Source organism: Pantoea sp. UBA7232, from assembly GCF_002473195.1.
GTDB lineage: Bacteria > Pseudomonadota > Gammaproteobacteria > Enterobacterales > Enterobacteriaceae > Pantoea > Pantoea eucrina.
Genome location: NZ_DKTK01000009.1, coordinates 322,058 through 346,831 on the forward strand (window position 1 = coordinate 322,058; position 24,774 = coordinate 346,831).

General features: G+C 56.8%; 22 protein-coding genes. 17 read left to right on the forward strand and 5 right to left on the reverse strand.

Features of this window, described 5'->3' with window-relative positions; translation table 11 throughout:
• Positions 1 to 91: 91 nt before the first annotated feature.
• The 3 genes from mmuM to B4056_RS11455 all read right to left on the reverse strand — a co-directional run bounded on the left by mmuM (position 92) and on the right by B4056_RS11455 (position 2,897).
• Positions 92 to 1,024, reverse strand: a complete 933-nt coding sequence (mmuM, locus tag B4056_RS11445) for a homocysteine S-methyltransferase (RefSeq protein ID WP_039379758.1) — start codon at positions 1,022 to 1,024, stop codon at positions 92 to 94.
• Complete coding sequence (mmuP, locus tag B4056_RS11450) at positions 1,014 to 2,426, reverse strand: S-methylmethionine permease (protein ID WP_039379760.1); 1,413 nt, start codon at positions 2,424 to 2,426, stop codon at positions 1,014 to 1,016. Before mmuP ends, mmuM begins: the two co-directional genes overlap by 11 nt.
• A 132-nt stretch (positions 2,427 to 2,558) precedes the next feature.
• Positions 2,559 to 2,897, reverse strand: a complete 339-nt coding sequence (locus B4056_RS11455; protein ID WP_039379762.1) for a DUF2002 family protein — start codon at positions 2,895 to 2,897, stop codon at positions 2,559 to 2,561.
• A gap of 148 nt (positions 2,898 to 3,045) precedes the next feature.
• Between B4056_RS11455 and B4056_RS11460 the strand changes: the two genes are divergently transcribed.
• The 12 genes from B4056_RS11460 to emrB all read left to right on the forward strand — a co-directional run bounded on the left by B4056_RS11460 (position 3,046) and on the right by emrB (position 16,182).
• On the forward strand, positions 3,046 to 3,360 hold the full coding sequence (locus tag B4056_RS11460) for a DUF883 family protein (RefSeq protein ID WP_039379764.1): 315 nt from the start codon (positions 3,046 to 3,048) through the stop codon (positions 3,358 to 3,360).
• A gap of 261 nt (positions 3,361 to 3,621) precedes the next feature.
• Complete coding sequence (gene nrdH, locus B4056_RS11465; RefSeq protein ID WP_094111733.1) at positions 3,622 to 3,864, forward strand: glutaredoxin-like protein NrdH; 243 nt, start codon at positions 3,622 to 3,624, stop codon at positions 3,862 to 3,864.
• Between the two features lie 4 nt (positions 3,865 to 3,868).
• Positions 3,869 to 4,273: a class Ib ribonucleoside-diphosphate reductase assembly flavoprotein NrdI gene (nrdI, locus tag B4056_RS11470; RefSeq protein WP_288654815.1), complete on the forward strand. Its 405-nt coding sequence runs from the start codon at positions 3,869 to 3,871 to the stop codon at positions 4,271 to 4,273.
• Positions 4,252 to 6,390, forward strand: a complete 2,139-nt coding sequence (nrdE, locus tag B4056_RS11475; protein ID WP_288654795.1) for a class 1b ribonucleoside-diphosphate reductase subunit alpha — start codon at positions 4,252 to 4,254, stop codon at positions 6,388 to 6,390. The genes nrdI and nrdE overlap by 22 nt, the downstream gene beginning before the upstream one ends.
• A 7-nt stretch (positions 6,391 to 6,397) precedes the next feature.
• A complete protein-coding gene (nrdF, locus tag B4056_RS11480; RefSeq protein ID WP_039385618.1) occupies positions 6,398 to 7,357 on the forward strand; it encodes a class 1b ribonucleoside-diphosphate reductase subunit beta in 960 nt (319 codons plus the stop codon).
• Positions 7,358 to 7,830: 473 nt separating this feature from the next.
• Entirely contained in the window at positions 7,831 to 9,027 is a 1,197-nt protein-coding gene (gene proV / locus B4056_RS11485; protein ID WP_094111735.1) for a glycine betaine/L-proline ABC transporter ATP-binding protein ProV, read from the forward strand.
• Positions 9,024 to 10,190: a glycine betaine/L-proline ABC transporter permease ProW gene (proW, locus tag B4056_RS11490; protein ID WP_108570364.1), complete on the forward strand. Its 1,167-nt coding sequence runs from the start codon at positions 9,024 to 9,026 to the stop codon at positions 10,188 to 10,190. The genes proV and proW overlap by 4 nt, the downstream gene beginning before the upstream one ends.
• A gap of 63 nt (positions 10,191 to 10,253) precedes the next feature.
• Positions 10,254 to 11,249: a glycine betaine/L-proline ABC transporter substrate-binding protein ProX gene (gene proX, locus B4056_RS11495; protein ID WP_094111736.1), complete on the forward strand. Its 996-nt coding sequence runs from the start codon at positions 10,254 to 10,256 to the stop codon at positions 11,247 to 11,249.
• A gap of 176 nt (positions 11,250 to 11,425) precedes the next feature.
• Positions 11,426 to 12,604: an MFS transporter gene (locus tag B4056_RS11500; RefSeq protein ID WP_094111737.1), complete on the forward strand. Its 1,179-nt coding sequence runs from the start codon at positions 11,426 to 11,428 to the stop codon at positions 12,602 to 12,604.
• Positions 12,605 to 12,778: 174 nt separating this feature from the next.
• A complete protein-coding gene (mprA, locus tag B4056_RS11505; RefSeq protein WP_039379772.1) occupies positions 12,779 to 13,309 on the forward strand; it encodes a transcriptional repressor MprA in 531 nt (176 codons plus the stop codon).
• Between the two features lie 148 nt (positions 13,310 to 13,457).
• Positions 13,458 to 14,630, forward strand: coding sequence for a multidrug efflux MFS transporter periplasmic adaptor subunit EmrA (gene emrA, locus B4056_RS11510; RefSeq protein WP_288654800.1), 1,173 nt, complete (start codon positions 13,458 to 13,460; stop codon positions 14,628 to 14,630).
• 16 nt (positions 14,631 to 14,646) lie between these two features.
• Entirely contained in the window at positions 14,647 to 16,182 is a 1,536-nt protein-coding gene (gene emrB, locus B4056_RS11515) for a multidrug efflux MFS transporter permease subunit EmrB (protein WP_039379775.1), read from the forward strand.
• A gap of 40 nt (positions 16,183 to 16,222) precedes the next feature.
• On the opposite strand, the gene B4056_RS11520 is transcribed toward emrB, so the two are convergent.
• Positions 16,223 to 17,416: a tRNA/rRNA methyltransferase gene (locus B4056_RS11520; RefSeq protein WP_113655651.1), complete on the reverse strand. Its 1,194-nt coding sequence runs from the start codon at positions 17,414 to 17,416 to the stop codon at positions 16,223 to 16,225.
• Positions 17,417 to 17,572: 156 nt separating this feature from the next.
• Between B4056_RS11520 and trxC the strand changes: the two genes are divergently transcribed.
• From trxC to B4056_RS11550, 5 genes are all read left to right on the forward strand, one after another.
• Entirely contained in the window at positions 17,573 to 17,992 is a 420-nt protein-coding gene (gene trxC / locus B4056_RS11525) for a thioredoxin TrxC (protein ID WP_039385620.1), read from the forward strand.
• A gap of 76 nt (positions 17,993 to 18,068) precedes the next feature.
• Positions 18,069 to 18,773: a tRNA-uridine aminocarboxypropyltransferase gene (locus tag B4056_RS11530; RefSeq protein WP_094112291.1), complete on the forward strand. Its 705-nt coding sequence runs from the start codon at positions 18,069 to 18,071 to the stop codon at positions 18,771 to 18,773.
• An 86-nt stretch (positions 18,774 to 18,859) separates the two neighbouring features.
• Positions 18,860 to 21,562: a bifunctional acetate--CoA ligase family protein/GNAT family N-acetyltransferase gene (locus B4056_RS11535; protein WP_039379780.1), complete on the forward strand. Its 2,703-nt coding sequence runs from the start codon at positions 18,860 to 18,862 to the stop codon at positions 21,560 to 21,562.
• A 75-nt stretch (positions 21,563 to 21,637) separates the two neighbouring features.
• On the forward strand, positions 21,638 to 22,993 hold the full coding sequence (pssA, locus tag B4056_RS11545) for a CDP-diacylglycerol--serine O-phosphatidyltransferase (RefSeq protein ID WP_071668497.1): 1,356 nt from the start codon (positions 21,638 to 21,640) through the stop codon (positions 22,991 to 22,993).
• 4 nt (positions 22,994 to 22,997) lie between these two features.
• Positions 22,998 to 23,318 carry a YfiM family lipoprotein gene (locus B4056_RS11550; protein ID WP_094112289.1) on the forward strand — a complete coding sequence of 107 codons (321 nt, stop codon included), beginning with the start codon at positions 22,998 to 23,000 and terminating at the stop codon, positions 23,316 to 23,318.
• Here B4056_RS11550 and B4056_RS11555 read toward each other — a convergent pair whose 3' ends face one another.
• Positions 23,319 to 24,623: an MFS family transporter gene (locus tag B4056_RS11555; RefSeq protein WP_288654804.1), complete on the reverse strand. Its 1,305-nt coding sequence runs from the start codon at positions 24,621 to 24,623 to the stop codon at positions 23,319 to 23,321.
• Between the last annotated feature and the right edge of the window lie 151 nt (positions 24,624 to 24,774).

Here is a 24,774-nt window from a genome sequence, read left to right on the forward strand (position 1 = left end):
CGCATCAGAGTCAGAGAGCACAGTGTAAACCGTGCTCTCTGGCTTTTCACTGACGACAATCGCGCTATCAGTGTGCTTTTTTTGTGCTTATTCAGCGTTGACAACAGGCAGCAATTGCCCGGATATCCTCAGGCGACGTCCGGCAGCAGCCGCCAATCAGCTGCGCACCCGCCTGCTGCCATTCGCTAAACTTCTCCTGCAGCGTGCAGCCAGAGGGTGCCGAGTGCCAGCTTTTACTCTCTGCATCATATTGCTCGCCCGAGTTAGGGTAGACCAGCAGCGGCTTCTGCGTCAGCGCCTGCAGCGTCCGCAGCGCCGGCGTGACGCTCTCCAGCGCGATACAGTTGATCCCCACCGCCACCACCTGCGGTGCCGCGTTAATCACCTTCATCACGCTCTCAAGCGGCGTGCCGTCGCTGATATGCTCTGCATCACGCAGCGTAAACGAAAACCACGCGCTGCTTTGCGGAAATTCAGCCAGCAGCGCGATCAGCGCCTGCGCTTCACCAAACGACGGCAGCGTTTCACACGCCAGCAGATCGACACCCGCTTCCAGCAGCGCCGCCACGCGCGGCCGGTGGAAATCTTTCATCTCTTCCGGCGGCAGCGCGTAATCGCCGCGATATTCGGCCCCGTTTGCCAGATAGGCGCCCCACGGCCCCACTGAACCGGCGACTAGCAGCGGCGCCGTGGTGCCGGAAGCGGCGCGATAATCATCGCGTGCACGCTGCGCCAGCGTCACGCTCAGGCGAATCAGCTCGCCCGCCTTGCCGCTCTCCAGACCGCGCGCGGCAAAACCGCGCGGCGTTGCCTGATAGCTGGCGGTGATCGCCACCTGCGCGCCGGCAGCAAAGTAGTCGCGGTGCACGGCATAAATCAGTTCCGGCTGCTCCATCAGCACCTTTGCTGACCAGAGGGAATCTGCCAGATCGCAGCCGCGCGCCTCCAGCTCGGTGGCCAGCGCGCCATCAAGGATCAGCGGACGGGTCTGGGTGAGTGCTTCAGCAATCGGGTTACGCGGCATGGTTGCTCTCCTGCGTCTTAAGGGGTTTACGTCGCCGGGTAACATAGTAAGCAGCATAACAGAGCAGTACAAACGGAATACCGCACCAGAGCGCAATGCGCTGCGACGGATCGAAGGCCAGGCCCACGCACGCCAGCAGGCAGAGCACAAACCCCAGCACCGGCACCACCGGATAGAATGGCGCGCGCCAGGCGAGCTGTCTGATATCTTTGCCTGCACGCACGTAGCGCCGGCGGAAAACGTAGTGCGAGGCGCAGATGCTGAGCCAGACGGCCACCACGGCAAAACCGGAGATCGCCGACAGCGCCACAAATACCGTATCCGGCGCGATCACGCTGGAGAAGAGCGCCAGCAGGCCCCCCAGCATGCTGATGGTGATCGCCAGCACCGGAATACCGCGCCGGTTCACGCGCGCAAAACAGCGCGGCAGCGTATTTTCATTCGCCAGCGACCAGAGCATGCGTCCGGAGGCATAGAGGCCGGAGTTAGCGGCGGAGAGGATCGCCGTGAGAATCACAAAATTGAAGATGTCAGCCGACCAGGGAATACCGATTTTTTCAAACACCAGAACAAACGGGCTTTTGACGATGCCCGCCTGGTCCATCGGGATAAGTGCCGCCAGCACAAACACCGTGCCGACAAAAAAGATAATCAGGCGCGCGACGGTAGTGCGGATAGCCAGCGGCAGCGCTTTCTGCGGATCCTCGGTCTCCCCTGCTGCAATCCCAATCAGTTCAGTACCGGAAAACGCAAAGTTTACCGCCACCATGGTCATCAGAATCGGCAGCGTGCCGTGCGGTAGCCAGCCTGACGCCGTCAGGTTATGCAGGCCAGGCGCGGCAGAGCCATCTTTCAGCGGGATAAAGCCAAACATCGCGGCGCCGCCCAGCACAATAAAGGCGATGATGGTGACCACTTTAATGACTGAGAACCAGAACTCACCTTCGGCAAAAAAGCGCGTCGAGATGATATTCAGCAGATAGATAGCCAGGCAGAACACCAGGCACCAGAGCCAGACCGGCACCGTCGGGAACCAGTACTGCATACAGAAACCGGCCGCGGTCAGGCTCGACCCCAGCGCCACGGTCCAGGTGAGCCAGTAGAGCCAGGCGACGGTATAGCCCGTGGCCGGGCTCAGATAACGTGCGGCATAGACGTGAAACGCGCCGGTTTCCGGCATCGCTACCGCCAGCTCGCCCAGGCAGGCCATGACCAGCCAGACCACCAGCGCGCCAATCAGATAGGCCAGCAGCGTGCCCGCTGCACCGGTGGTTGAGATGATATAGCCGGTATTGAAAAACAGGCCGGTGCCGATGACGCCACCCAGCGACAGCATCACCAGGTGCCGCACTTTCATCGTGCGTTTAAAACTTTCCTGCGGAGGGGTATTCGCGCTTTGCATACTGATAATCCATATGGACGTCTAAACTTCTATATGGATACAGAGTTATACGCATCCGCGCTGCGTTTTGCAACGTGGCAGAAACCGGGGATGGTGCAGGCCGGGAGAGCCCCGCGTTAACGGGGCAAAAAATCAGGCGCCAAACACGCCCTGCAGATAGCGCTCCAGCGCAACACGGGAACTGAAACCGTGGGGAATACCGTAATGCTCCTGTGAATCACCCATCAGGTAGAGAGGGAATTGCGTGTAGTGATCGCAGGTTTTCATCTCTGAGGCGGGCTCAGCAAAGTGCTGGCTTTTCTCTTTCAGCGTAGGATGGATCACCAGCGCCGTGCGTCCCAGACGCGCCTCACGGTTAACATAGACGTAGTTTTCACCACGACGGTAACCATAGGTTTTTGGCGTCAGAACATCCATTTCGAATCCTGCTTTTTCCAGTACGCGCGCAACCTCATCCGGACGTAAATACATGCTTGCTCCTCTCTTCTCACAGCCCCGCAACCTTACAACAGACCTGGGGTACAGACATTCGGATTTTCCCTAAAGCCTGGCATAGCGCTGCGTTTAATCACGTATCGTCTACACTTAGTATTACGTTTTAAATTAAAGGGAGCGAAAAATGTTTAATCGAACCACTAAAAACGATGACATTGATATCAATCAGGATGTAAACGATCTGGCTGATTCGCTGGAAGCGTTGCTTAAGTCTTATGGCAGCGACGCCAAAGATGAAGTCGACAGCGCGCGCGACAAGGCGCAAAAATTGCTGAAGCAGACCCGCGCGAAAATGAACGGCAATAGTTCAGTTTCCCAGGCGGCACGCGATGCAGGCTATCAGGTTGACGCCTACGTACGCGATAAGCCGTGGCATGGCGTAGGGCTGGGTGCCGCCGTGGGCCTGGTTCTGGGTGCACTGCTGGTGTCCCGCCGCTAACCGGCACATGATTCTGAAAAAGCCCTGCTGATGCAGGGCTTTTTTTGCCTTTCAGCGACCAGAAAAATTTTTTCCATTGCAAAAAGCGCAGCCTGCCTGGGTTGTTGTACCGCCAGAGCAATACCCCTTCAGTTATCGGGTTGACCGCCACAAATACCACATCTAGTATCTAACTATACAAAATACGCTACATATTGATTTGTGGCCGATTGCACCTGGTAACAGCAGCTATCTTTCTGTCACTAAAAGGAAATGCGAATCATGAGCATTATTATTTACACTAAGAGTAACTGTGTCCAGTGTGATACCACTAAAAATGCCCTGGACCGCTGCGGCATGACGTATCAGCTCATCAACCTTGATACCGCGCCGGAAGCGCTCGAAGAAATTAAAGCGCTGGGATACCGCCAGGTGCCGGTTGTCATGACGCCGGATGACAGCTGGAGCGGTTTCCGTCCGGATAAAATTGCTGCGCTGCGGCACTCCGCTGCGGTAAGTGAATAGCGCCATGTATCCGCTGGTCTATTTTTCCAGCCGGTCAGAAAACACCCACAGGTTTATTACCCGCCTGGCGCTGCCGGCGCACCGCATTCCTGCAGAAGCTAACCAGCGGCTGCAGGTTGACCACCCCTATATTCTGGTGGTGCCGAGCTATGGCGGCGGCGGTGCGCAGGGGGCCGTCCCGCGCCAGGTGATTCAGTTTCTTAACGACAGCGCAAATCGTCGCGGCATCCGCGGCGTCATTGCCGCCGGCAACCGCAATTTCGGCAGCGGTTTCTGCCTGGCAGGCGACATCATTGCGCGTAAATGTCAGGTGCCCTGCCTTTATCGCTTTGAAATGATGGGCACGCCGGAAGACATTGCGCAGGTTAAAGCAGGAGTAACCCAATTTTGGCAACAGCAGACACCCTGAACAGCACGCAGCTCGATTACCACGCGCTGAACGCGATGCTGAATCTGTATGACACAGCGGGTCATATTCAGTTTGAAAAAGATCGCGAAGCGGCGCGGCAGTTTTTCCTGCAGCACGTTCAGCCCAATACGCTGACCTTCAGCTCCGCCGCTGAGCGGCTGCGCTATCTGGTTGAGGAAGGCTACTACGAAGCCAGCGTCCTGAATCAGTATGACTTTCACTTTCTCTGCGCGCTGCATGACGAAGCGGATGCGCAGGATCACCGCTTTCACACCTTCCTCGGTGCCTGGAAGTTTTACACCAGCTATACGCTGAAAACCTTTGATGGCAAACGTTACCTGGAGACCTTCACCCAGCGCGCCTGCATGGTGGCGCTGACGCTGGCGCGTGGCGATGAGCAGCAGGCGCGAGCGCTGCTGACAGAGATCCTGAGCGGCCGTTTCCAGCCCGCCACACCTACGTTTCTGAACTGCGGCAAACAGCAGCGCGGTGAGCTGGTCTCCTGCTTCCTGCTGCGTATTGAAGATAATATGGAGTCGATTGGCCGCGCGGTGAACTCTGCCCTGCAGCTCTCTAAACGCGGCGGCGGCGTGGCGTTTCTGCTTTCTAACCTGCGCGAAGCGGGAGCGCCGATCAAGCGTATCGAAAACCAGTCATCCGGCGTGATCCCGGTCATGAAGATGCTGGAGGATGCGTTCTCTTACGCTAATCAGCTGGGCGCGCGTCAGGGGGCCGGTGCGGTCTGGCTGAACGCCCATCATCCCGATATTCTGCGCTTCCTCGATACCAAACGTGAAAACGCGGATGAAAAAATCCGCATTAAAACGCTCTCGCTGGGCGTAACGATCCCGGATATCACTTTTCAGCTGGCAAAAGAGAACCGGGATATGGCGCTGTTTTCGCCGTATGACGTTGAGCGCATCTATGGCAAAGCGTTCGGCGATATCAGCATCAGCGAGCACTATGACGCGATGCTGGCGGACGAACGCATCCGCAAAACCTATATCAACCCGCGCGACTTTTTCCAGACGCTGGCAGAGATCCAGTTTGAGTCGGGCTACCCCTATATCATGTATGAGGATAGCGTTAACCGCAGTAATCCGATTGCCGGGCGCATTAATATGAGCAACCTCTGCTCAGAGATTTTGCAGGTCAACAGCGCCAGCGAACTGAATGAGGATCTCAGCTACCGGCGCACGGGCAAAGATATCTCATGTAATCTCGGCTCGCTGAATATCGCACACGCGATGGATTCCCGTGACCTCCCCCGCACCGTGGCAGTGGCCGTGCGGGCGCTCACCGCCGTGTCAGAGATGAGTGAGATCGCTTCGGTGCCGTCCGTCGCCGAAGGCAATCGCCGTTCACACGCTATTGGCCTCGGGCAGATGAATCTGCACGGCTATCTGGCGCGGGAAGGTATCGCCTACGGTTCAGAAGAGGCGCTGGATTTCACCAACCTCTATTTTTACTGCGTCACGTTTCACGCACTGCGTACCTCAAACCAGCTGGCCCGGGAGCGTCAGCGCAGCTTTGACGGGTTTGAACAGTCTCACTACGCCAGCGGAGAGTACTTCGATAAATATATTACGTGCAGCTGGCAGCCGCGCACCGCGCGCATTGCGCAGCTATTTGACGATGCCGGTCTTGTCCTGCCGACGCAGGCTGACTGGCAGGCGCTGCGGTCGGCGGTGATGCAGCACGGGCTGTTTAATCAGAACCTGCAGGCGATCCCGCCAACCGGTTCTATCTCCTACATCAACCACGCCACCTCAAGTATTCATCCGATTGTGTCGCGCATTGAGATCCGTAAAGAGGGTAAAACCGGACGCGTCTATTATCCGGCGCCGTTTATGACCAATGAAAACCAGGCGTTTTATCAGGATGCCTACCAGATTGGCCCTGAGGCGATTATCGATACCTATGCGGAAGCAACCCGGCATGTCGATCAGGGATTGTCGCTGACGCTGTTTTTCCGCGACGACGTCACCACGCGCGATATCAACAAAGCGCAGATTTACGCCTGGAAAAAGGGCATTAAAACGCTCTATTACATTCGCCTGCGTCAGATGGCGCTACAAGGCACGGAGGTTGAGGGCTGCGTCTCCTGCGCCCTGTAAAGTTATGATGAAACTTAATGCTATTCAGGCGATTAACTGGAATCGCCTGCAGGATGATAAAGATCTTGAGGTCTGGAACCGTCTCACCAGTAATTTCTGGCTGCCGGAAAAAGTGCCGCTTTCCAACGATCTGCCTGCGTGGCAGGCGCTGGCACCGGCGCAGCAGCAGCTGACTATCCGCGTATTTACCGGCCTGACGCTGCTCGATACGATTCAGAATGTCGTGGGCGCACCGGGCCTGATGCCGGACGCCGCCACGCCGCACGAAGAAGCGGTGCTGTCAAATATCAGCTTTATGGAGGCGGTACACGCCCGCTCCTACAGCTCGGTTTTCTCCACGCTATGCAACACGGCAGACGTTGACGCCGCCTACCGCTGGAGCGAAGAGAACGCCGCGCTGCAGAAAAAGGCGCAGATCATTCTGGCGCACTATCAGGCGGACGATCCGCTGAAGAAAAAGATCGCCAGCGTTTTCCTGGAGTCGTTTCTGTTTTATTCCGGCTTCTGGTTGCCGATGTACTGGTCCAGCCGGGGCAAGCTGACTAACACCGCCGATCTGATCCGCCTGATCATCCGCGATGAGGCGGTTCATGGTTACTATATTGGCTATAAATATCAGCAGGCGCTGCAGCACGCCGATGCCGCGCGGCGTGAAGCGCTGCAGCAGTTCGCTATCGATCTGCTGCTGGAGCTGTATGAAAACGAACTGGCTTATACCGATGCGCTGTATGGGGAATCGGGCTGGGCGGAAGAGGTAAAAGCCTTTCTGCACTACAATGCTAATAAAGCGCTGATGAATCTGGGCTATGAAGCGCTGTTTCCGGCGGAGATAGCAGCAGTCAACCCGGCAATACTGGCGGCATTGTCGCCGAACGCAGATGAAAACCACGACTTCTTCTCCGGCTCCGGCTCCTCCTATGTCATGGGCAAAGCCGTGGAAACGGAAGATGAGGACTGGGATTTCTAATCGGCTCTGGCGCCAGGTGGGTAGTCCTCTCTGGCGCTCCTGATGCAACGCAGTGGCGGCTCTGCGGATCGCCACTCCGCGTAATGGCCTCACGCGCCCTGCGGAACGTCCTTATGATAAACGCAATCTCCTGTTTCATCCTGCCTTACTTATCTATCAACGCACCGGAATATTTCCGACACTCAGCGTCCGCTATTTAATTAATATCAGTGCCGTTAAAGCGCGATTTATCCGCATTTCACGCAGCGATTTGACTAAAACCTGCCAAATTTCACAAAAAATTCAGAAAAAATTGATCCGCGCTCATCCCTCGTGGGCTCTGGAATTAGCGGCAATAATCAGGATGCATTTGCCGGAAATATTCTGTGCAAGGGTTGTCAGACACTCTCACTATGTTAGGTTATAGGGCGCTTAAATTTAATCAGGGTACAACAAGAAATAGTCAGACATTTAACCAGGAATGTAATTATTGCATGGCAATTAAACTCGAAGTTAAAAATTTATATAAAGTATTTGGCGATCATCCGGAAAAGGCATTTAAGCTCATTGCGCAAGGCGCAAGCAAAGAGACAATTCTGGCGAAAACCGGTCTCTCAGTAGGCGTACAAAATGCCAGTCTGGCCATTGAAGAAGGCGAGATCTTCGTCATCATGGGGCTGTCAGGATCTGGAAAGTCCACCATGGTTCGCCTTCTCAATCGTCTGATAGAGCCCACGCAGGGCCAGGTGATTATCGATGGTGTCGATATTGCTAAAATATCAGATAGCGAACTGCGTGAAGTACGCAGAAATAAGATCAGTATGGTGTTTCAATCCTTCGCGCTTATGCCACATATGACGGTACTGAATAATACCGCCTTTGGAATGGAATTAGCTGGCACGCCGCTTCATGAACGTCAGGAAAAAGCGCTTGAGGCATTGCGTCAGGTAGGGCTGGAAAATTATGCCAATGCTTATCCGGATGAACTTTCCGGCGGTATGCGTCAGCGCGTGGGATTAGCGCGCGCGCTGGCAATTAATCCCGATATTTTACTGATGGATGAAGCGTTCTCCGCTCTGGATCCCTTAATTCGTACCGAAATGCAGGATGAGCTGGTAAAGCTGCAGGCAAAACATCAGCGCACCATTGTCTTTATTTCTCACGATCTTGACGAAGCCATGCGTATTGGCGATCGCATTGCCATTATGCAGGGCGGCGAAGTGGTTCAGGTTGGTACGCCTGATGAGATCCTCAATAATCCCGCGAATGATTATGTCCGCACCTTTTTCCGCGGTGTGGATATTAGTCATGTCTTTAGCGCTAAAGATATTGCGCGCCGCAGTGCCGGAGCGCTGATCCGTAAAGCGCCCGGCTTCGGTCCGCGCTCCGCCATTAAGCTGCTGCAGGATGAAGACCGCGAGTTTGGCTATGTGCTGGAAAAACAGAAGTTTGTTGGCGTGGTCTCCAGTGATTCGCTGAAAGCGGCGCTGGCCGCCGGTGCCGGGCTGGATAGTGCGCTGCTGGAAGCCCCGCAGGCGGTGCCTGCTGATACCTCACTGAATGATTTGCTTTCCCATGTGGCGCAGGCGCCGTGCGCCGTACCGGTAGTCGGTGAAGATAATCAGTACGTCGGTATCATCTCTAAAAGCATGTTATTGCGTGCGTTAGACCGTGAAGGAGCCCAGCCATGAGTAAACACACCGCCAACCCATGGGATAGCGCCAGCCAGAGCGCAGCGCAAACAACCACGCCTGATGCCAGCGCCGCCGATCCCTGGTCAGGTGCCGCTTCAGCCACGCCTGCAGAGAGCAGCACCGGTGGCGCAGATGCGTGGGGGGATCCCGCAGCCACCAGCGGCGGTCATGACGCTGCCACTGGCACGGCCAGCGGCAGCGACTGGCTCAACAGTGCACCTGCACCAGCGCCGGAACATTTCACTATCATGGACCCGTTCCATAAAACCTGGATTCCGCTCGACAGCTGGGTGACCGAGGGCATCGACTGGGTCGTGAACCACTTCCGCCCGCTGTTTCAGGGTATCCGCGTTCCGGTGGATTACATCCTGAGCGCCTTCCAGCAGCTGCTGCTGGGCATGCCGGCACCGGTGGCGATTGTGCTGTTCGCGCTGATTGCCTGGCAGATTGCGACGCCGGCGATGGGCATTGCCACGCTGGTTTCACTAATTGTAATTGGCGCGATTGGCGCATGGTCGCAGGCCATGGTAACGCTTGCGCTGGTGCTCACCGCCCTGCTGTTCTGTATTGTCATTGGGCTGCCGCTGGGTATCTGGCTGGCGCGCAGCGAGCGTGCCGCGCGTATCGTCCGTCCGCTGCTGGATGCGATGCAGACCACGCCCGCCTTTGTTTATCTGGTGCCGATTGTGATGCTGTTTGGTATCGGCAACGTACCAGGCGTGGTGGTAACCATCATCTTTGCACTGCCGCCGATTGTGCGCCTCACCATTCTCGGTATTAAACAGGTGCCTGCTGACCTGATTGAAGCCAGCGAATCCTTCGGCGCCAGCCCGCGTCAGATGTTGTTTAAGGTCCAGCTGCCGCTGGCGATGCCAACTATCATGGCCGGGGTTAACCAAACGCTGATGCTGGCGCTATCAATGGTGGTTATCGCCTCCATGATCGCGGTCGGCGGACTGGGCCAGATGGTGCTGCGCGGCATTGGCCGCCTCGATATGGGGCTGGCCACCGTGGGTGGCGTCGGCATTGTGATCCTCGCCATTATCCTCGATCGCCTCACGCAGTCGGTTGGCCGCGATAGCCGCAGCCGGGGTAGTCGTCACTGGTACAGCACCGGTCCGGTTGGCCTGCTACTGCGTCCGTTCAGTAAAAAAGCCTGATTTTTTTGGGCGGTCCATCGTGGCCGCCCGTCTCCGACGTCACACGTAAAATAAGGAATGACTATGCGCAAGACAGCTCTGTTCGCTGCCGTCCTGACGACGTTCGCCGCGACGCACGTGTCCGCCGCCGACCTGCCGGGTAAAGGCATTACCGTTAAACCGCTGCAAAGCACCATTGCTGAAGAAACCTTCCAGACGCTGATTGTCAGCCGCGCGCTGGAGAAACTCGGCTATAGCGTGGAGAAACCGGGCGAAGTCGATTACAACGTGGCTTACACCACAATCGCTGCCGGTGACGCTACCTTTGTGGCCACTAACTGGCAGCCGCTGCACGACGATATGTATAAAGCCGCTGGCGGTGACAGCAAGTTTTACCGCGAAGGCACCTACGTTGGCGGTGCTGCCCAGGGCTATTTAATTGACAAAAAAACCGCTGAAAAATATCACATCACCAATATTGAACAGCTGAAAGATCCAAAAATTGCCAAACTGTTCGACAGTAACGGGGATGGTAAAGCGGACATGACCGGCTGTACGCCGGGCTGGGGCTGCGAAGCGGTGATTAATCACCAGAACAGCGCGTTTGGCCTGGCCGATACCGTTACCGCCAATATGGGTAACTATTCGGCAATGGTGGCCGATACGCTGGCGCGCTTCAAACAGGGTAAACCGATTCTCTACTACACCTGGACACCTTACTGGTTGAGCGATGTGCTGAAACCGGGCCGTGACGTAGTCTGGCTGCAGGTGCCGTTCTCCTCCCTGCCTGGCGAACAGAGCAAAGTGGATACCAAACTGGCAAATGGTGCGAATTACGGCTTTCCGGTGAACACCATGCATATCGTGGCGAACAGAGCCTGGGCAGAGAAAAACCCGGCCGCCGCGAAGCTGTTTGCGGAGATGAAGCTGCCGATTAAGGATATCAACGCGGAGAATGCCGCCATGCATGCGGGTCAGGCATCTGAAGCGGATATCAACCATCATGTGGATGGCTGGATTAAAGGTCATCAGGCGGAGTTTGATAAGTGGATCAATGACGCTCTGGCCGCCGCGAAATAAACGCCATCGTTTTATGTAGTCAGCGGGCGGCCTTCGGGTCACCCGCACTGTTTCCGTCGCCGATAAGCGCAGCGTGCGCTATAACGCACTGGTACGTCCTGTTAATTATCACAACTATGAAATAATTTTTTCGGTTACTATTATCCCCATATGATTATTTCACTGTGTATCCGCTCATGAGCTCATCTCCGGCACGCCTCAGTGCCCCATTAGTGGCGCTGATGTCAGTCGCGACAGGGCTGGCTGTGGCCAGTAACTATTACGTGCAGCCGCTGCTCGATACGATTGCGCATCAGTTTGGTCTCTCTGTCAGCGTAGCGGGCTTTATCGTGACCACCGCGCAGCTTGGCTACGCCTGTGGATTGCTGCTGCTGGTGCCGCTGGGCGATATGCTGGAACGGCGTGCTCTGATTGTTTCAATGAGCCTGCTGGCGGCGGGCGGCATGATGCTGACCGCCCTCTCCTCTTCGCTGACGCTGATGCTGCTGGGTACGGTGGTAACCGGTCTCTTCTCAGTGGTGGCACAGCTTCTGGTGCCGCTGGCGGCCACGCTGGCTGCTCCGGAAAAGCGTGGCAAAGTGGTAGGTACGGTCATGAGTGGCCTGCTGCTGGGCATTTTACTGGCGCGTACCGTTGCCGGCGCGCTGGCTCAGGTTGCCGGATGGCGCAGCGTTTACTGGTGCGCCAGCGTGCTGATGATCCTGATGGCGCTGGCGCTGTGGCGCTATCTGCCGCGCTACCAGCAGCGCGTGCCGCTTAACTACCTGCAGCTGCTGCGCTCAATTTTCTCCCTGTTCAGCGCCGATCGGGTGTTACGTACCCGGGCGCTGACCGGCTGCCTGAGTTTTGCAAACTTCAGCATGCTCTGGACTTCAATGGCCTTTCTACTCGCTGCACCGCCGTGGAATTTCAGCGAGGGCGAGATCGGCCTGCTGGGTCTGGCAGGAGCTGCAGGCGCGCTTGCGGCGCGTCAGGCGGGCGGACTGGCAGACCGGGGCAAAGCAAAACTCACCACCAGCGCCGGACTGGTGATCATGCTGATCTCCTGGGGCGTTACCGCACTCGGCAGCAGCAGCCTGCTGGCGCTGATTGCCGGCATTGTGCTGCTGGATCTGGCGGTTCAGGGCGTACATATCACCAACCAAAGCGTTATCTATCGCACTATGCCCGAAGCGCGTAATCGCCTGACGTCCGGCTATATGACCAGCTATTTTACCGGTGGGGCGCTCGGCTCGGTGATCTCGGCCAACGCCTTTCATCTGTTTGGCTGGTATGGCGTCTGTGCGGCGGGTGCCCTGGCGACGCTACTTAATCTGATAATCTGGTGGCGTAACGCCAGCGCAGAGCCTGCCTGAGCAAGAAAAACAGCGTAAATCGGTAAGCGGCGCTGTCCATTAACAGGTGAGTTTGATATCGTTAGCAGTGTACTTATTCACTGTAGTTATTTTTACTCTCGAAATTATTCCACAGCGAAGCGGTTAGCGCGCTGAATGTGATAATTCTACGTTGCAATCAAGAGGTTTTTTTAGATGGAAAGTTCGTTTACTCCCATTGAGCAGATGCTGAACGTCCGGGCAAATCGTCATAAAGATTTTCCGCTGCAGGAGATTATCCTGACCCGCCTGTGTATGCATATGCAGGGCAAGCTGCTGGATAATCGCAACAAGATGCTCAAGGCACAGGGAATTAACGAAACCTTATTTATGGCGCTGATCACGCTGGATGCGCAGGAAAACCAGAGCATTCAGCCATCAGAATTGAGTGCGGCACTGGGCTCTTCACGCACCAACGCCACGCGCATTGCGGATGAACTGGAAAAGCGCGGCTGGATCGAACGCCGTGAAAGCGACAACGATCGCCGCTGCCTGCATCTGCATCTGACGGAAAAAGGCAACGAGTTTCTGCGTCAGCTGCTGCCGCCCCAGCACCAGAGCCTGCAGTATCTCTGGTCGTCACTGAGCGCCACCGAGCAGGAGCAGCTGGAAGCCATCACGCGCAAGCTGCTTAACCGTCTGGACAAAATGGACGAAGATCAGGTTATCGCCTCACTCTCTCGCTAATAGCAAGAAGTGCGACACAACCCCCTGCCGAAATCGCTATTTTAATTTTCCTTTATCTGGCCAGCGCCTTTTGCGCTGGCTTTTTCGATTCGGGTTACCGTGTTGATGGATCAGCACACCCCGACTTATGGCAAACGTGGAGAACGACATGAGTGCGACAGCGGAAGCTCAAAGCCCGCAACAGCCTGCAAACAAGAAGAAGAAGCGTAAAATTGCGCTGATCCTGCTGGCTGTCGTGTTTATTGTGGCCGGTATTGGCTATCTGACTTACTGGTATCTGGTGCTGCGTCATTTTCAGGAGACTGATGATGCCTATGTAGCAGGCAATCAGGTGCAGGTGATGGCGCAGGTTTCCGGCAGCGTTAACAAAGTATGGTTTGATGATACCGATCGCGTCAAAAAAGGCGACGTGCTGGTCTCACTGGATAAAACCGATGCGCAGCAGGCCTTTGAAAAAGCGCAGACCGCCCTGGCCACCAGCGTCCGCCAGACGCACCAGCTGATGATCAACGGCAGGCAGTATCAGGCCACGATCAAGCTGCAGCAGACGGCACTGGAACAGGCTGAAGCCGATCTGAAGCGCCGCGAACCGCTGGGCGCCTCAAATCTGATTGGCCGTGAAGAGCTGCAGCACGCGCGTGACGCCGTGGCGACCGCGAAAGCGCAGCTTGACGTCGCTGTGCAGCAATATAATGCCAACCAGGCGATGATTCTGAACACCAGTCTGGAAAACCAGCCTGCGGTGCAGCAGAGCGCCGCTGCCCTGCGCGACGCCTGGCTTAATCTGCAGCGTACCGATATACGCAGCCCGATTGATGGCTATGTTTCACGCCGCAGCGTGCAGGTAGGCTCGCAAATCTCCACCACCACCCCGCTGCTGGCCGTAGTGCCCTCCACCAACCTGTGGGTAGATGCCAACTTCAAAGAGACGCAGCTTGCCGGCGTCCGCATCGGTCAGTCTGCAACTGTAGTCAGCGATATCTATGGTGATGATGTGGTCTATCACGGCAAGGTCGCGGGGCTCGATATGGGAACCGGCAGCGCCTTCTCGCTGCTGCCCGCACAAAACGCTACCGGCAACTGGATCAAAGTCGTACAGCGCCTGCCGGTGCGTATTGAACTGAACCCGGATGAAGTGGCGGCGCATCCGCTGCGCATCGGACTCTCGACTCTGGTGAAGGTTGATACGCAGAACAAAGAGGGTGCAGTGCTGGCAGGCGCCGTTCGTCCGCAGGCCGCCTATGAGAGCAACGCGCTGGCGATTGATCTTGCGCCGGTCAACCAGATGATTACCGCTATCGTTCGTGCCAACGCGGGCTGATCCGCCGGAGACTGTTATGGCACAAAAACCGCTTGAGGGCGCGCCACTTGTTCTGATGACTATCGCCCTGTCGCTGGCGACATTTATGCAGGTGCTCGACTCAACTATCGCCAACGTGGCGATCCCGACCATTGCCGGTAATCTGGGCGCGTCAAATTCACAGGGCACCTGGGTTATCACCTCGTTCGGGGTGGCTAACGCCATCTCGATCCCAATTACCGGCTGGCTGGCAAAGCGCATCGGTGAAGTGAAACTTTTCACCTGGGCAACCATTCTGTTTGCGCTCGCCTCCTGGGCGTGTGGCATGTCAGAAAGCCTGGAGATGCTGATCTTTTTCCGTATTCTGCAGGGGATTGTGGCCGGTCCGCTGATCCCGCTGTCGCAAAGCCTGCTGCTGAGTAACTACCCTCCGGCTAAACGCAGTATTGCCCTGTCGCTGTGGGCGATGACGGTGATCGTTGCGCCAATCTGCGGCCCGATCCTGGGCGGCTGGATCAGCGATAACTATCACTGGGGCTGGATCTTCTTTATCAACGTGCCGATTGGCATCGTGGTGGTGATGCTGACGCTGCAGACGCTGCGCGGCCGTGAAACCAAAACCGAGATCCGTCCGATCGATATTGTCGGACTGGTGCTGCTGGTGGTGGGCATCGGCGCGCTGCAGGTGATGCTGGATCGTGGTAAAGAGCTCGACTGGTTCAGCTCGACAGAGATTATCGTGCTGGCGGTGGTGGCCGTGGTAGCGCTGGCGGTGCTGCTGGTGTGGGAGCTGACGGACGATCATCCGATCGTTGACCTGTCGCTGTTTAAAATGCGCAACTTCACCATTGGCTGTCTGTCGATAAGCCTGGCCTACATGCTCTACTTCGGCTCCATTGTGCTGTTGCCGCAGCTGCTGCAGGAGGTCTACGGCTATACCGCCACCTGGGCCGGACTCGCATCTGCCCCGGTCGGGATTATTCCGGTGATCCTCTCACCCATTATTGGCCGGTTCGCCCACAAGCTCGATATGCGCCGGCTGGTAACCTTTAGCTTTATCATGTACGCCGTCTGTTTCTACTGGCGCGCCTACACCTTTGAGCCCGGCATGGACTTCGGCGCATCCGCCTGGCCGCAGTTTATTCAGGGCTTTGCCGTGGCCTGTTTCTTTATGCCGCTGACCACCATTACGCTGTCGGGACTGCCGCCGGAGCGCCTCGCCGCAGCCTCCAGCCTCTCTAACTTTGTGCGTACGCTGGCAGGATCGATCGGAACCTCTATTACCACGACCCTGTGGACCAACCGCGAGTCGATGCATCACAGCTATCTGAGCGAATCCGTCAATCCTTACAACCAGAATTCGCAGGAGATGTATGCGCAGCTGGAAGGCATGGGCATGAGCCACCAGCAGGCGTCTGCGTGGATTGCGCGGGAGATCACTAATCAGGGCCTGATTATTTCAGCCAATGAGATTTTCTGGGCGTCTGCGGGGGTGTTTGTGATTCTGCTGGTGCTGGTTTGGTTTGCCCGTCCGCCATTTGGTGCAGGCGGCGGAGGGGGTGGCGCACACTGAGCCGCCACCATGCAAAACGGGCCGCTATGGCCCGTTTTTTTTATGCGTTCTGACGCCACCATTCGGCCAGCAGAATACCGGTTGCTACCGAGACGTTCAGGCTCTCAACGTGGCCGGTTCCGCCAATCGACAGGTTGAGTTCGCCCTGCCGGAAGGTGCTGTCTGAAAGCCCTTCCCGCTCCTGACCCAGCACCAGTACCATTTTCGCCGGCAGTTCGGCGCGCGCCAGCGGCGTGCCCTCGTGGCTCGACGTGGTCACGATGGTGTAGCCCGCCTTGCGGAACGCATCAAGGCTTGCAGCGAAATCTTCGCCGTTGATCGCCTGTACGTGCTCAGCGCCGCCTTCAGCAGTACGCACGGCGGCGCCCGACTCCAGCTGCGACGCGTCGTTCACCAGCAGCCCCTTCACGCCAAAATGCGCGCAGCTGCGCATAATGCCGCCCAGGTTATGCGGGTTGCTCACATCTTCCAGCGCCAGCACGCAATCTTTGTGCTCGGCCTTTTTCAGCCACTCTGATACCGCCATGCCGCTGCGCTTTTTGATAATAAAGCAGACGCCGCCGTGATGTTCGGTACCGGACGCTTTCGCCAGCTCAGCCTCCTCAACCACGTGATACGCTTTGCGGTTTGCGGCCAGCCAGCGCAGCGTTTCGCGGAAGCGCGGCGTAACGCTCTGGACAAACCAGGCGCGCACGATGCTCTCCGGACGGCTCAGGAAGAGCGCCTGACAGGCGTTTTCGCCATAGACGCGCGTCTCTTCCTGACGCTGACGGCGGATCTGCTCGGAATCGATTACCGGCTTCGCGTCAGCGGCGTCATCCGCCGGGCTGTCGGCAGCGGCAACCGGCGGGCGGGATACGGTGCGCCACGGCGAATCACTGAAGCCGCGATCGTCGCGGTCGTTACGCTCAGGGCGGCTGCTGCGCTCGCTACGGTCATTACGATCCGTGCGGCGGCCGCGGCCGGCATCATCGCTGCTGCGCGGCGCGCGTGAGCGGCCAGCGTCGTCGCGGCTGCGTGAGCGACCGGAATCGTCACCGCTGCGTGGCGCGCGCGCGCGATCGCTTTCGTCATTGTTGCGATTGCTGCGGGGAGCAGAGCGACGATTATCTTCCTGGCGCGCAGCAGGACGGCCGCCTTTGCCGGTACGCGGATTTGGCTTACTGCCGCCCTCCTCTTCACGTACATACATCACTTTTACCTTGCCGCTTTTGCCTTTAAATTCGTCGTTCATCTGTTCCTCCAGCATTGAGAGCGCGAAGATTACCTGATGTGCCAGCGCTTAGCTATCAACTATTGAACCTATTGGGTAATCCAGATTGAGCATAGCATCCAGCCTTTTCATAATACGACTCTATCATCAGATTTACAGGACCGGTTTGAGATGACAATGAATACTGTATGCGCCGGCTGTCAGGCAGTTAACCGCGTTCCCGAAGCGCGTCTGGCCGACGGTGCAAAGTGCGGTCGCTGCGGCGAAGCGCTTTTCAACGGCGAGGTAGTTAATGCCACGGCCGCTACGCTGGATAAATATCTGCAGGATGACCTGCCGGTCGTGATCGACTTCTGGGCGCCGTGGTGCGGCCCCTGCGTGAACTTTGCGCCCGTATTTAAAGAAGTTGCGGCCGAACGCAGCGGCAAAGTGCGTTTTATTAAAGTCAATACGGAAGCTGAGCAGGCGCTCAGCACGCGTTTTCGCATCCGCACGATCCCGACCATCATGATTTTTAAACGGGGCGAAATGGTCGATATGCTGAATGGCGCGATGCCGAAAACGCCGTTTAATGAGTGGCTCGACGAAACCCTGTAGTCACTGAAGGCCAGCAGATTGCTGGCCTTGCTTTCCCCCTTCTATTACACTGACGTTTTTCCTGCCCTGCCTGTCTATGTCTGAAAATGCTGTTCTGCGCTTACGGGCGCAACGTCTGGCCCGCGCTACGCGGCCCTTTCTCGCGCGCGGTAATCGCGTTGTGCGCTGTCAGCGCTGTCTGTTGCCGCACAGGCACTGCCTGTGTGCCACGCTGCAGCCGCAGCAGTCGCGCAGCCGCTTCTGCCTGGTGATGTTCGATACTGAACCGATGAAGCCCAGCAATACCGGACGCCTGATTGCCGATGTGCTGCCGGATACCCTCGCCTTCGGCTGGTCGCGAACGGAGCCTGACCCGGCGCTGCTGGCAGCAGTGCAGAGCAGCGACTATCAGCCGGTGGTGGTGTTCCCCGCCTCTTATGCCGATCCCGGACGTGAGGTGCTGACTGCGCCGCCGATCAGCGGTAAACCGCCACTGTTTATTATGCTGGATGGCACCTGGTCTGAGGCGCGCAAAATGTTTCGTAAAAGTCCGTGGCTGGACCATTTTCCGGTGATGTCGCTGAGCGTGAACACCCCGTCGCGCTACACCCTGCGGGAGGCGCACGGCGAAGGACAGCACTGCACGGCAGAGGTCGCCGCAGCGCTGCTTGCTCAGGCGGGTGACAACGTGGCCGCCAGCGCCCTGCAGCAGCACTTTGAACAGTTCCGTCACGCCTACCTTGCAGGCAAACCGCATCATCCGGTTCATACGCAGCAGGCGTTAAACAGCAGCGAAAACTGAAGCTGGCTCGCAGCCTGACAGCAGCAAATCGGTTTTCGCCGTAAAAGCGTTTACAATCATGCCAATCCCGACAGCAGGAGTGGATGATGAGTCAACGTGGACTGGAAGCGCTGTTAAGACCTAAATCGATTGCGGTAATTGGCGCCTCGGTAACGCCGGGGCGTGCCGGCTATTTCCTGATGCGCAACCTGCTGGCGGGCGGCTTTAGCGGCCCGGTGCTGCCGGTTACGCCAAAATATAAGGCGGTACAGGGCGTGCTGGCATGGCCCGATATCGCCAGTCTGCCTTTTGCTCCCGATCTGGCCATTATCTGCACCCATGCAAAGCGCAATCCAGAGCTGCTGCAGCAGCTGGGCGAAAAAGGCTGCAGAGCCTGCATTATTCTCTCCTCACCCGCCAGCCAGCTTGAGACGCTGAAAACCTGCGCCAGCCAGTGGCAGATTCGCCTGCTCGGCCCTAACAGTCTTGGGCTGCTGGCCCCGTGGCAGGGGCTGAATGCCAGCTTCTCGCCGGTGCCCATCGCTAAAGGGCGTATTGCTTTTGTTTCACAGTCTGCCGCGGTCTCAAATACCATCCTCGACTGGGCGCAGCAGCGGAATCTCGGCTTCTCCTGGTTTATCGCGCTGGGCGACAGCCTCGATATCGATGTCGATGACGTGCTCGATTTTCTGGCACGCGACCCGAAAACCAGCGCTATCCTGCTCTACCTGGAACACCTGAGCGATGCCCGGCGTTTTGTCTCCGCCTCGCGCAGCGCCTCACGCAATAAGCCTATTCTGGTTATCAAAAGCGGACGCAGCCGGGAGGCGCAGGCGATGATTGGCACCCTGAGCGGCCTGGATGCCGCCTGGGATGCCGCAATACAACGCGCCGGCCTGCTGCGCGTGCAGGATACGCATGAACTTTTCTCTGCGGTTGAATCACTCAGCCACATGCGTCCGCTGCGCGGCGAGCGCCTGATGATCGTCAGCAACGGCGCTGCGCCGGCTGCTCTGGCGCTGGATGCGCTCTATGCGCGCAGCGGTAAGCTGGCTTCGCTGGATGAGGCGATGCGACAGAGAGTAGCCTCACTACTGCCGGAGGGCGCTGGCCGGGGAAACCCGCTGGATTTAAAAGATGACGCCACACCTGCCCGCTACGTTGCCTGCATTGAACTGCTGCTCGACAGTCATGATTTTGACGCCCTGATGATTATTCACTCCCCCAGCGCGGTTGCGCCAGCGACCGAGACGGCGGAGCAGATTATTGCTGCACTCGCGCGTCATCCGCGCGGCAGGCAGATCACGCTGCTGACTAACTGGTGCGGTGAATCCTCATCCCAGGCGGCGCGGCGCGCCTTTACCCAGGCCGGCATTCCGACCTGGCGCACCCCGGAAGGCACCGTGACCGCGTTTATGCATCAGGTCGAGTATCGCCGTAACCAGAAGCAGCTGCGGGAAACGCCGGCGCTGCCACCGGGGCTGCAGCAAAACAGCGCTAAAGCGCATCAGCTGCTGCAGCAGGCACTTGACCGCGGTGTGACCACGCTGGATACCCATGAGGTGCAGCCTGTTATGCAGGCTTATGGTCTGACAACGCTGCCCGGCTGGATCGCAAGCGACAGTCAGGAAGCGGTCACTATTGCTGAGCAGACGGGCTATCCGGTCGCCCTCAAACTGCGCTCGCCCGATATCGCCCATAAATCTGAGGTACAGGGTGTGATGCTCTATCTGCGCAGCGCTGCCGAGGTGAAACAGGCCGCACAGGCTATTTTTGAGCGCGTGCGCAGCACGCATCCGCAGGCGCGCGTCGATGGCCTGCTGGTACAGAGTATGGCCAGCCGGGCTGGCGCTCAGGAGCTGCGCGTAGTGGTAGACCAGGATCCGCTGTTTGGCCCGATTATCCTGCTCGGCGAAGGGGGGGCTGAATGGCAGCCTGATAAGCAGGCCGCCGTAGCGCTGCCGCCGCTGAATATGACGCTGGCGCGCTATCTGGTGATTCAGGCGATAAAAAGCGGCAAGATCCGCAGCCGCAGCGCGCTGCATCCGCTCGACATCGCCGGGCTGAGTCAGCTGCTGGTACAGGTATCAAACCTGGTGGTGGATTGTCCGGAGATCCAGCGGCTTGATATTCATCCGCTGCTGGCATCGGCAGAAACCTTTACCCTTATTGACGTCACGCTGCAGCTGGCCCCTTTTAGCGGCGACAGCGAGGCGCGGCTGGTTATCCGCCCTTACCCACAGCATCTGGAGGAGCAGGTTGAGCTGAAAGATGGCCAGCACTGCCTGTTTCGCCCAATCCTGCCTGAGGATGAGCCGCAGCTGCGCGCTTTTATTGCGCAGGTGACTAAAGAGGATCTCTACTACCGCTATTTCAGTGAAATCAGCGAATTCACCCACGATGATTTAGCCAATATGACGCAGATAGATTACGACCGCGAAATGGCGATTGTGGCGGTACGCCAGCGGGAAGGCGCTGAAGAGGAGATTATCGGCGTTACCCGCGCGATATCTGACGCTGATAATGTCGATGCGGAGTTTTCAGTGCTGGTTCGTTCCGATCTCAAAGGGCTGGGTATGGGGCGACGGCTGCTGGAGAAGATGATTCGCTATACCCGCGATCACGGTCTGCAACAATTGAACGGTATAACCATGCCGCACAATAGCGGCATGATTACGCTGGCGCGCAAACTTAACTTTCGCGTGAATATTCAGCTTGATGATGGCATTGTCACGCTTAATTTACCGTTGATTGACGTCGTAACACCGCCTGTAGAGAACGGTAAAAATCCTCCTCAACAGGTGAGTTGATGTTATTATTTGACGTTAGGATCATGATTTGATGGCAAAAGGCCATACAAATGAACAGAGAAGAAGTGCACTGTGATGTTGTCTAAATTTAAACGCAATAAACACCAACAACACCTCGCACAGCTGCCTAAACTGTCACAATCTGTGTCGGACGTGACCACGCTTTTTTCGCCCGCTGAGTTTCGCGAAACGCTGCTGGCAAAAATTGCAGCGGCAGAAAAACGCATCTGTATTGCTGCGCTCTATCTGGAAAATGATGATGGCGGCCGCAGTATTATGGAGGCGCTGTATGCGGCGCGTCAGGCTCGTCCGGAACTGGATATCGCCATTCTGGTAGACTGGCATCGTGCGCAGCGTGGACGTATCGGTGCGGCGCGTGGCCTGACCAATGCTGACTGGTACTGCGAGATGGCTACCCGGCATCCGGATATTGCCATTCCGGTTTATGGCATTCCGGTTAATACGCGGGAAGCGCTGGGCGTCCTGCATCTCAAAGGTTTTATCATCGACGATACGCTGCTTTACAGCGGAGCCAGCCTGAATGATGTCTATCTGCATCAGCATGAACGGTACCGCTACGATCGCTATCAGCTGATTCGTAATCCACAGTTAACGAATGCGATGTATGAGTGGATCGATGAAAACCTGAAACAGTCTGATGCGGTCAACCGCCTCGATCAGGCTGAGCGTCCTTCCAGCCCGGAAATCAAAAACGAGACGCGTCAGTTTCGCAGCGAGCTGCGCAGTTTTCATTATCATTTTACCGGCGATGCCGGTAACGATACGCTGGCGGTGACGCCGCTGGTGGGTCTGGGCAAGCGCAGCTTACTTAATAAAACTATTTTCCATCTGATGCCCTGCGCCGAGCAGAAGCTGACGCTCTGCACACCTTACTTTAATCTGCCTGCCATTCTGGTGCGTAACCTGATCCATCTGCTGCGTCAGGGCAAGGATGTCGAGATTATTGTCGGTGATAAAACGGCGAACGATTTCTATATTCCGCCGTCTGAGCCCTTCAAAGTGATCGGCGCCCTGCCCTATCTTTATGAGATCAACCTGCGTCGCTTCCTCAGCCGCCTGCAGTACTATGTTGATAACGGTCAGCTGACGGTACGCCTGTGGAAAGATGGTGAAAACAGCTATCACCTGAAAGGCATATGGGTTGATGATGAGTGGATGATGATCACCGGCAACAATCTCAACCCGCGCGCGTGGCGTCTGGATCTGGAAAATGCGGTATTGATTCACGACCCACTTAATCAGCTGGCGGAACAGCGCGAGAAAGAGCTGACGCTAATCCGCGAGCATACTACGGTGGTCACTCACTTTCGCGAGCTGGAAAGTATCTCTGACTACCCCGCCAAAGTGCGCAAGCTTATCCGTCGACTGCGGCGCATCCGCATCGATCGGTTGATCAGCCGGCTGCTGTAAAGTCATGCGGGCGTGCATCCTCTGTATAGTGTTGCTGTGTAGCGGATGTGCGCATCAGGCGCAGGATCGCTGGACCGGTAAAGATAAAGCGCAGCACTATGTTGCCTCAGCGCTGCTTGCCGCCGCCGGCAGCGAAATTTCCCGTCACCAGCAGCAGGATAACGCCCAAAATATGGGTTTTGGCCTGATGTTTTCACTCAGTTTTGGCGCGGCAAAAGAGCTCTATGACAGCCGTGCGGCAGGAAGCGGCTGGAGCTGGAAAGATCTGGCATGGGATGCCGCCGGCGCTGCCAGCGGCATCATGCTCTGGAATATCCGTCACTGACTACAGCGCAATTCCTTTTCCCTTGCGATGCAGCATAAGTGAGACCAGGAAAGAGAGCGCGCCCATGGCTGAGACATACCAGAAGAAGCTGGTTTCGATACCTTCTCTTTTCATCAGCAAAGCGACATATTCAGCCGAGCCGCCAAAAATCGCGTTGGCCACCGCATAAGAGAGTCCTACGCCCAGCGCACGCACCTCTGGCGGAAACATCTCAGCCTTAAGGATCCCGCTGATGGCGGTATAGAAGCTGGTGATAATCAGCGCCAGCATAACCAGCAGGAATGTGACCCAGTGACTCTCAGTATGCTGCAGCAGCAGCAGAACAGGTACGGTACAGGTTGCGGCGCCCGCGCCAAATATCATCATGGAAGCACGCCGTCCGATTTTATCTGATAGCGCACCGACAACAGGCTGGATCACCATAAAGACCAGTAACGCCCCCGTCATCAGACCGCTGGCACTGCGCGCGTCCATTCCGGCACTATTGACCAGATACTTCTGCATATAGGTGGTAAAGGTGTAGAAGCTCAGCGAGCCGCCGGCGGTAAAACCCAGCACCATAAAGAATGCGCGTGAGTGATTGCGCAACAGCCCTATCACGCTGCCCGCATCGCGATGCGCGCGATGTGACTTTTCAGAGGTATCATTCAGAGAGCGTCGCAGCCAGAGTGCGACGATAGCCAGCCCGGCACCGATGAAAAACGGGATACGCCAGCCCCAGCTGCGCAGCGCCTCATCATCCAGTAGCTGCTGCAGTACCACGACGGTTAACACCGCCATCAGCTGGCCGCCAATCAGCGTCACATACTGAAAAGAAGCATAAAACCCTTTGCGGCCTTCCAGCGCGACTTCACTCATATAGGTTGCACTGGTGCCATACTCGCCACCCACTGACAGCCCCTGAAACATACGCGCCAGCAGCAGAATAACCGGCGCGGCTATGCCAATTTCGCCATAGCCTGGCAGACACGCAATAACTAAAGAGCCCAGACACATCATGCAGACCGAGATCAGCATAGACGTTTTACGTCCGTGCTTATCGGCAATATAGCCAAACAGCCAGCCGCCGATCGGCCGCATCAGAAAACCTGCAGCGAATACCCCGGCAGTTTGCAGAAGCTGTGTGGTGGTATCACCTGCCGGAAAAAAGACATGAGCAAAATAGAGGGAGAAAAAAGAGTAAACGTAAAAGTCAAACCACTCGACCAGGTTACCGGACGACGCCCCGACAATTGCCCGGATCCGTTGCCGCGTCTCTGCTGCTGATACAGGCGGTCTGCTGTTTTGATGTTCCTGATGGGTCATGCTTTACCTCATTTCCTTGCGAAGAAAAAACGCGAAACGGGTAGTAAAACATTAGTTTGCCCGATAAGGGAATTGGCTCTGCTCCGGAATGAGAAACGGTAGTAAAGAATGAAGGGAGCAGCTGCCGCTACTGGATATCAATCAGCCTGAT

Coding starts and splice junctions, on each gene's coding strand:
- mmuM (WP_039379758.1), bottom strand. CDS start 1,024: ATGCCGCGTAACCCGATTGCTGAAGCACTCACCCAGACCCGTCCGCTG.
- mmuP (WP_039379760.1), bottom strand. CDS start 2,426: ATGCAAAGCGCGAATACCCCTCCGCAGGAAAGTTTTAAACGCACGATG.
- B4056_RS11455 (WP_039379762.1), bottom strand. CDS start 2,897: ATGTATTTACGTCCGGATGAGGTTGCGCGCGTACTGGAAAAAGCAGGA.
- B4056_RS11460 (WP_039379764.1), top strand. CDS start 3,046: ATGTTTAATCGAACCACTAAAAACGATGACATTGATATCAATCAGGAT.
- nrdH (WP_094111733.1), top strand. CDS start 3,622: ATGAGCATTATTATTTACACTAAGAGTAACTGTGTCCAGTGTGATACC.
- nrdI (WP_288654815.1), top strand. CDS start 3,869: ATGTATCCGCTGGTCTATTTTTCCAGCCGGTCAGAAAACACCCACAGG.
- nrdF (WP_039385618.1), top strand. CDS start 6,398: ATGAAACTTAATGCTATTCAGGCGATTAACTGGAATCGCCTGCAGGAT.
- proV (WP_094111735.1), top strand. CDS start 7,831: ATGGCAATTAAACTCGAAGTTAAAAATTTATATAAAGTATTTGGCGAT.
- proW (WP_108570364.1), top strand. CDS start 9,024: ATGAGTAAACACACCGCCAACCCATGGGATAGCGCCAGCCAGAGCGCA.
- proX (WP_094111736.1), top strand. CDS start 10,254: ATGCGCAAGACAGCTCTGTTCGCTGCCGTCCTGACGACGTTCGCCGCG.
- B4056_RS11500 (WP_094111737.1), top strand. CDS start 11,426: ATGAGCTCATCTCCGGCACGCCTCAGTGCCCCATTAGTGGCGCTGATG.
- mprA (WP_039379772.1), top strand. CDS start 12,779: ATGGAAAGTTCGTTTACTCCCATTGAGCAGATGCTGAACGTCCGGGCA.
- emrA (WP_288654800.1), top strand. CDS start 13,458: ATGAGTGCGACAGCGGAAGCTCAAAGCCCGCAACAGCCTGCAAACAAG.
- emrB (WP_039379775.1), top strand. CDS start 14,647: ATGGCACAAAAACCGCTTGAGGGCGCGCCACTTGTTCTGATGACTATC.
- B4056_RS11520 (WP_113655651.1), bottom strand. CDS start 17,416: ATGAACGACGAATTTAAAGGCAAAAGCGGCAAGGTAAAAGTGATGTAT.
- trxC (WP_039385620.1), top strand. CDS start 17,573: ATGAATACTGTATGCGCCGGCTGTCAGGCAGTTAACCGCGTTCCCGAA.
- B4056_RS11530 (WP_094112291.1), top strand. CDS start 18,069: ATGTCTGAAAATGCTGTTCTGCGCTTACGGGCGCAACGTCTGGCCCGC.
- B4056_RS11535 (WP_039379780.1), top strand. CDS start 18,860: ATGAGTCAACGTGGACTGGAAGCGCTGTTAAGACCTAAATCGATTGCG.
- pssA (WP_071668497.1), top strand. CDS start 21,638: ATGTTGTCTAAATTTAAACGCAATAAACACCAACAACACCTCGCACAG.
- B4056_RS11550 (WP_094112289.1), top strand. CDS start 22,998: ATGCGGGCGTGCATCCTCTGTATAGTGTTGCTGTGTAGCGGATGTGCG.
- B4056_RS11555 (WP_288654804.1), bottom strand. CDS start 24,623: ATGACCCATCAGGAACATCAAAACAGCAGACCGCCTGTATCAGCAGCA.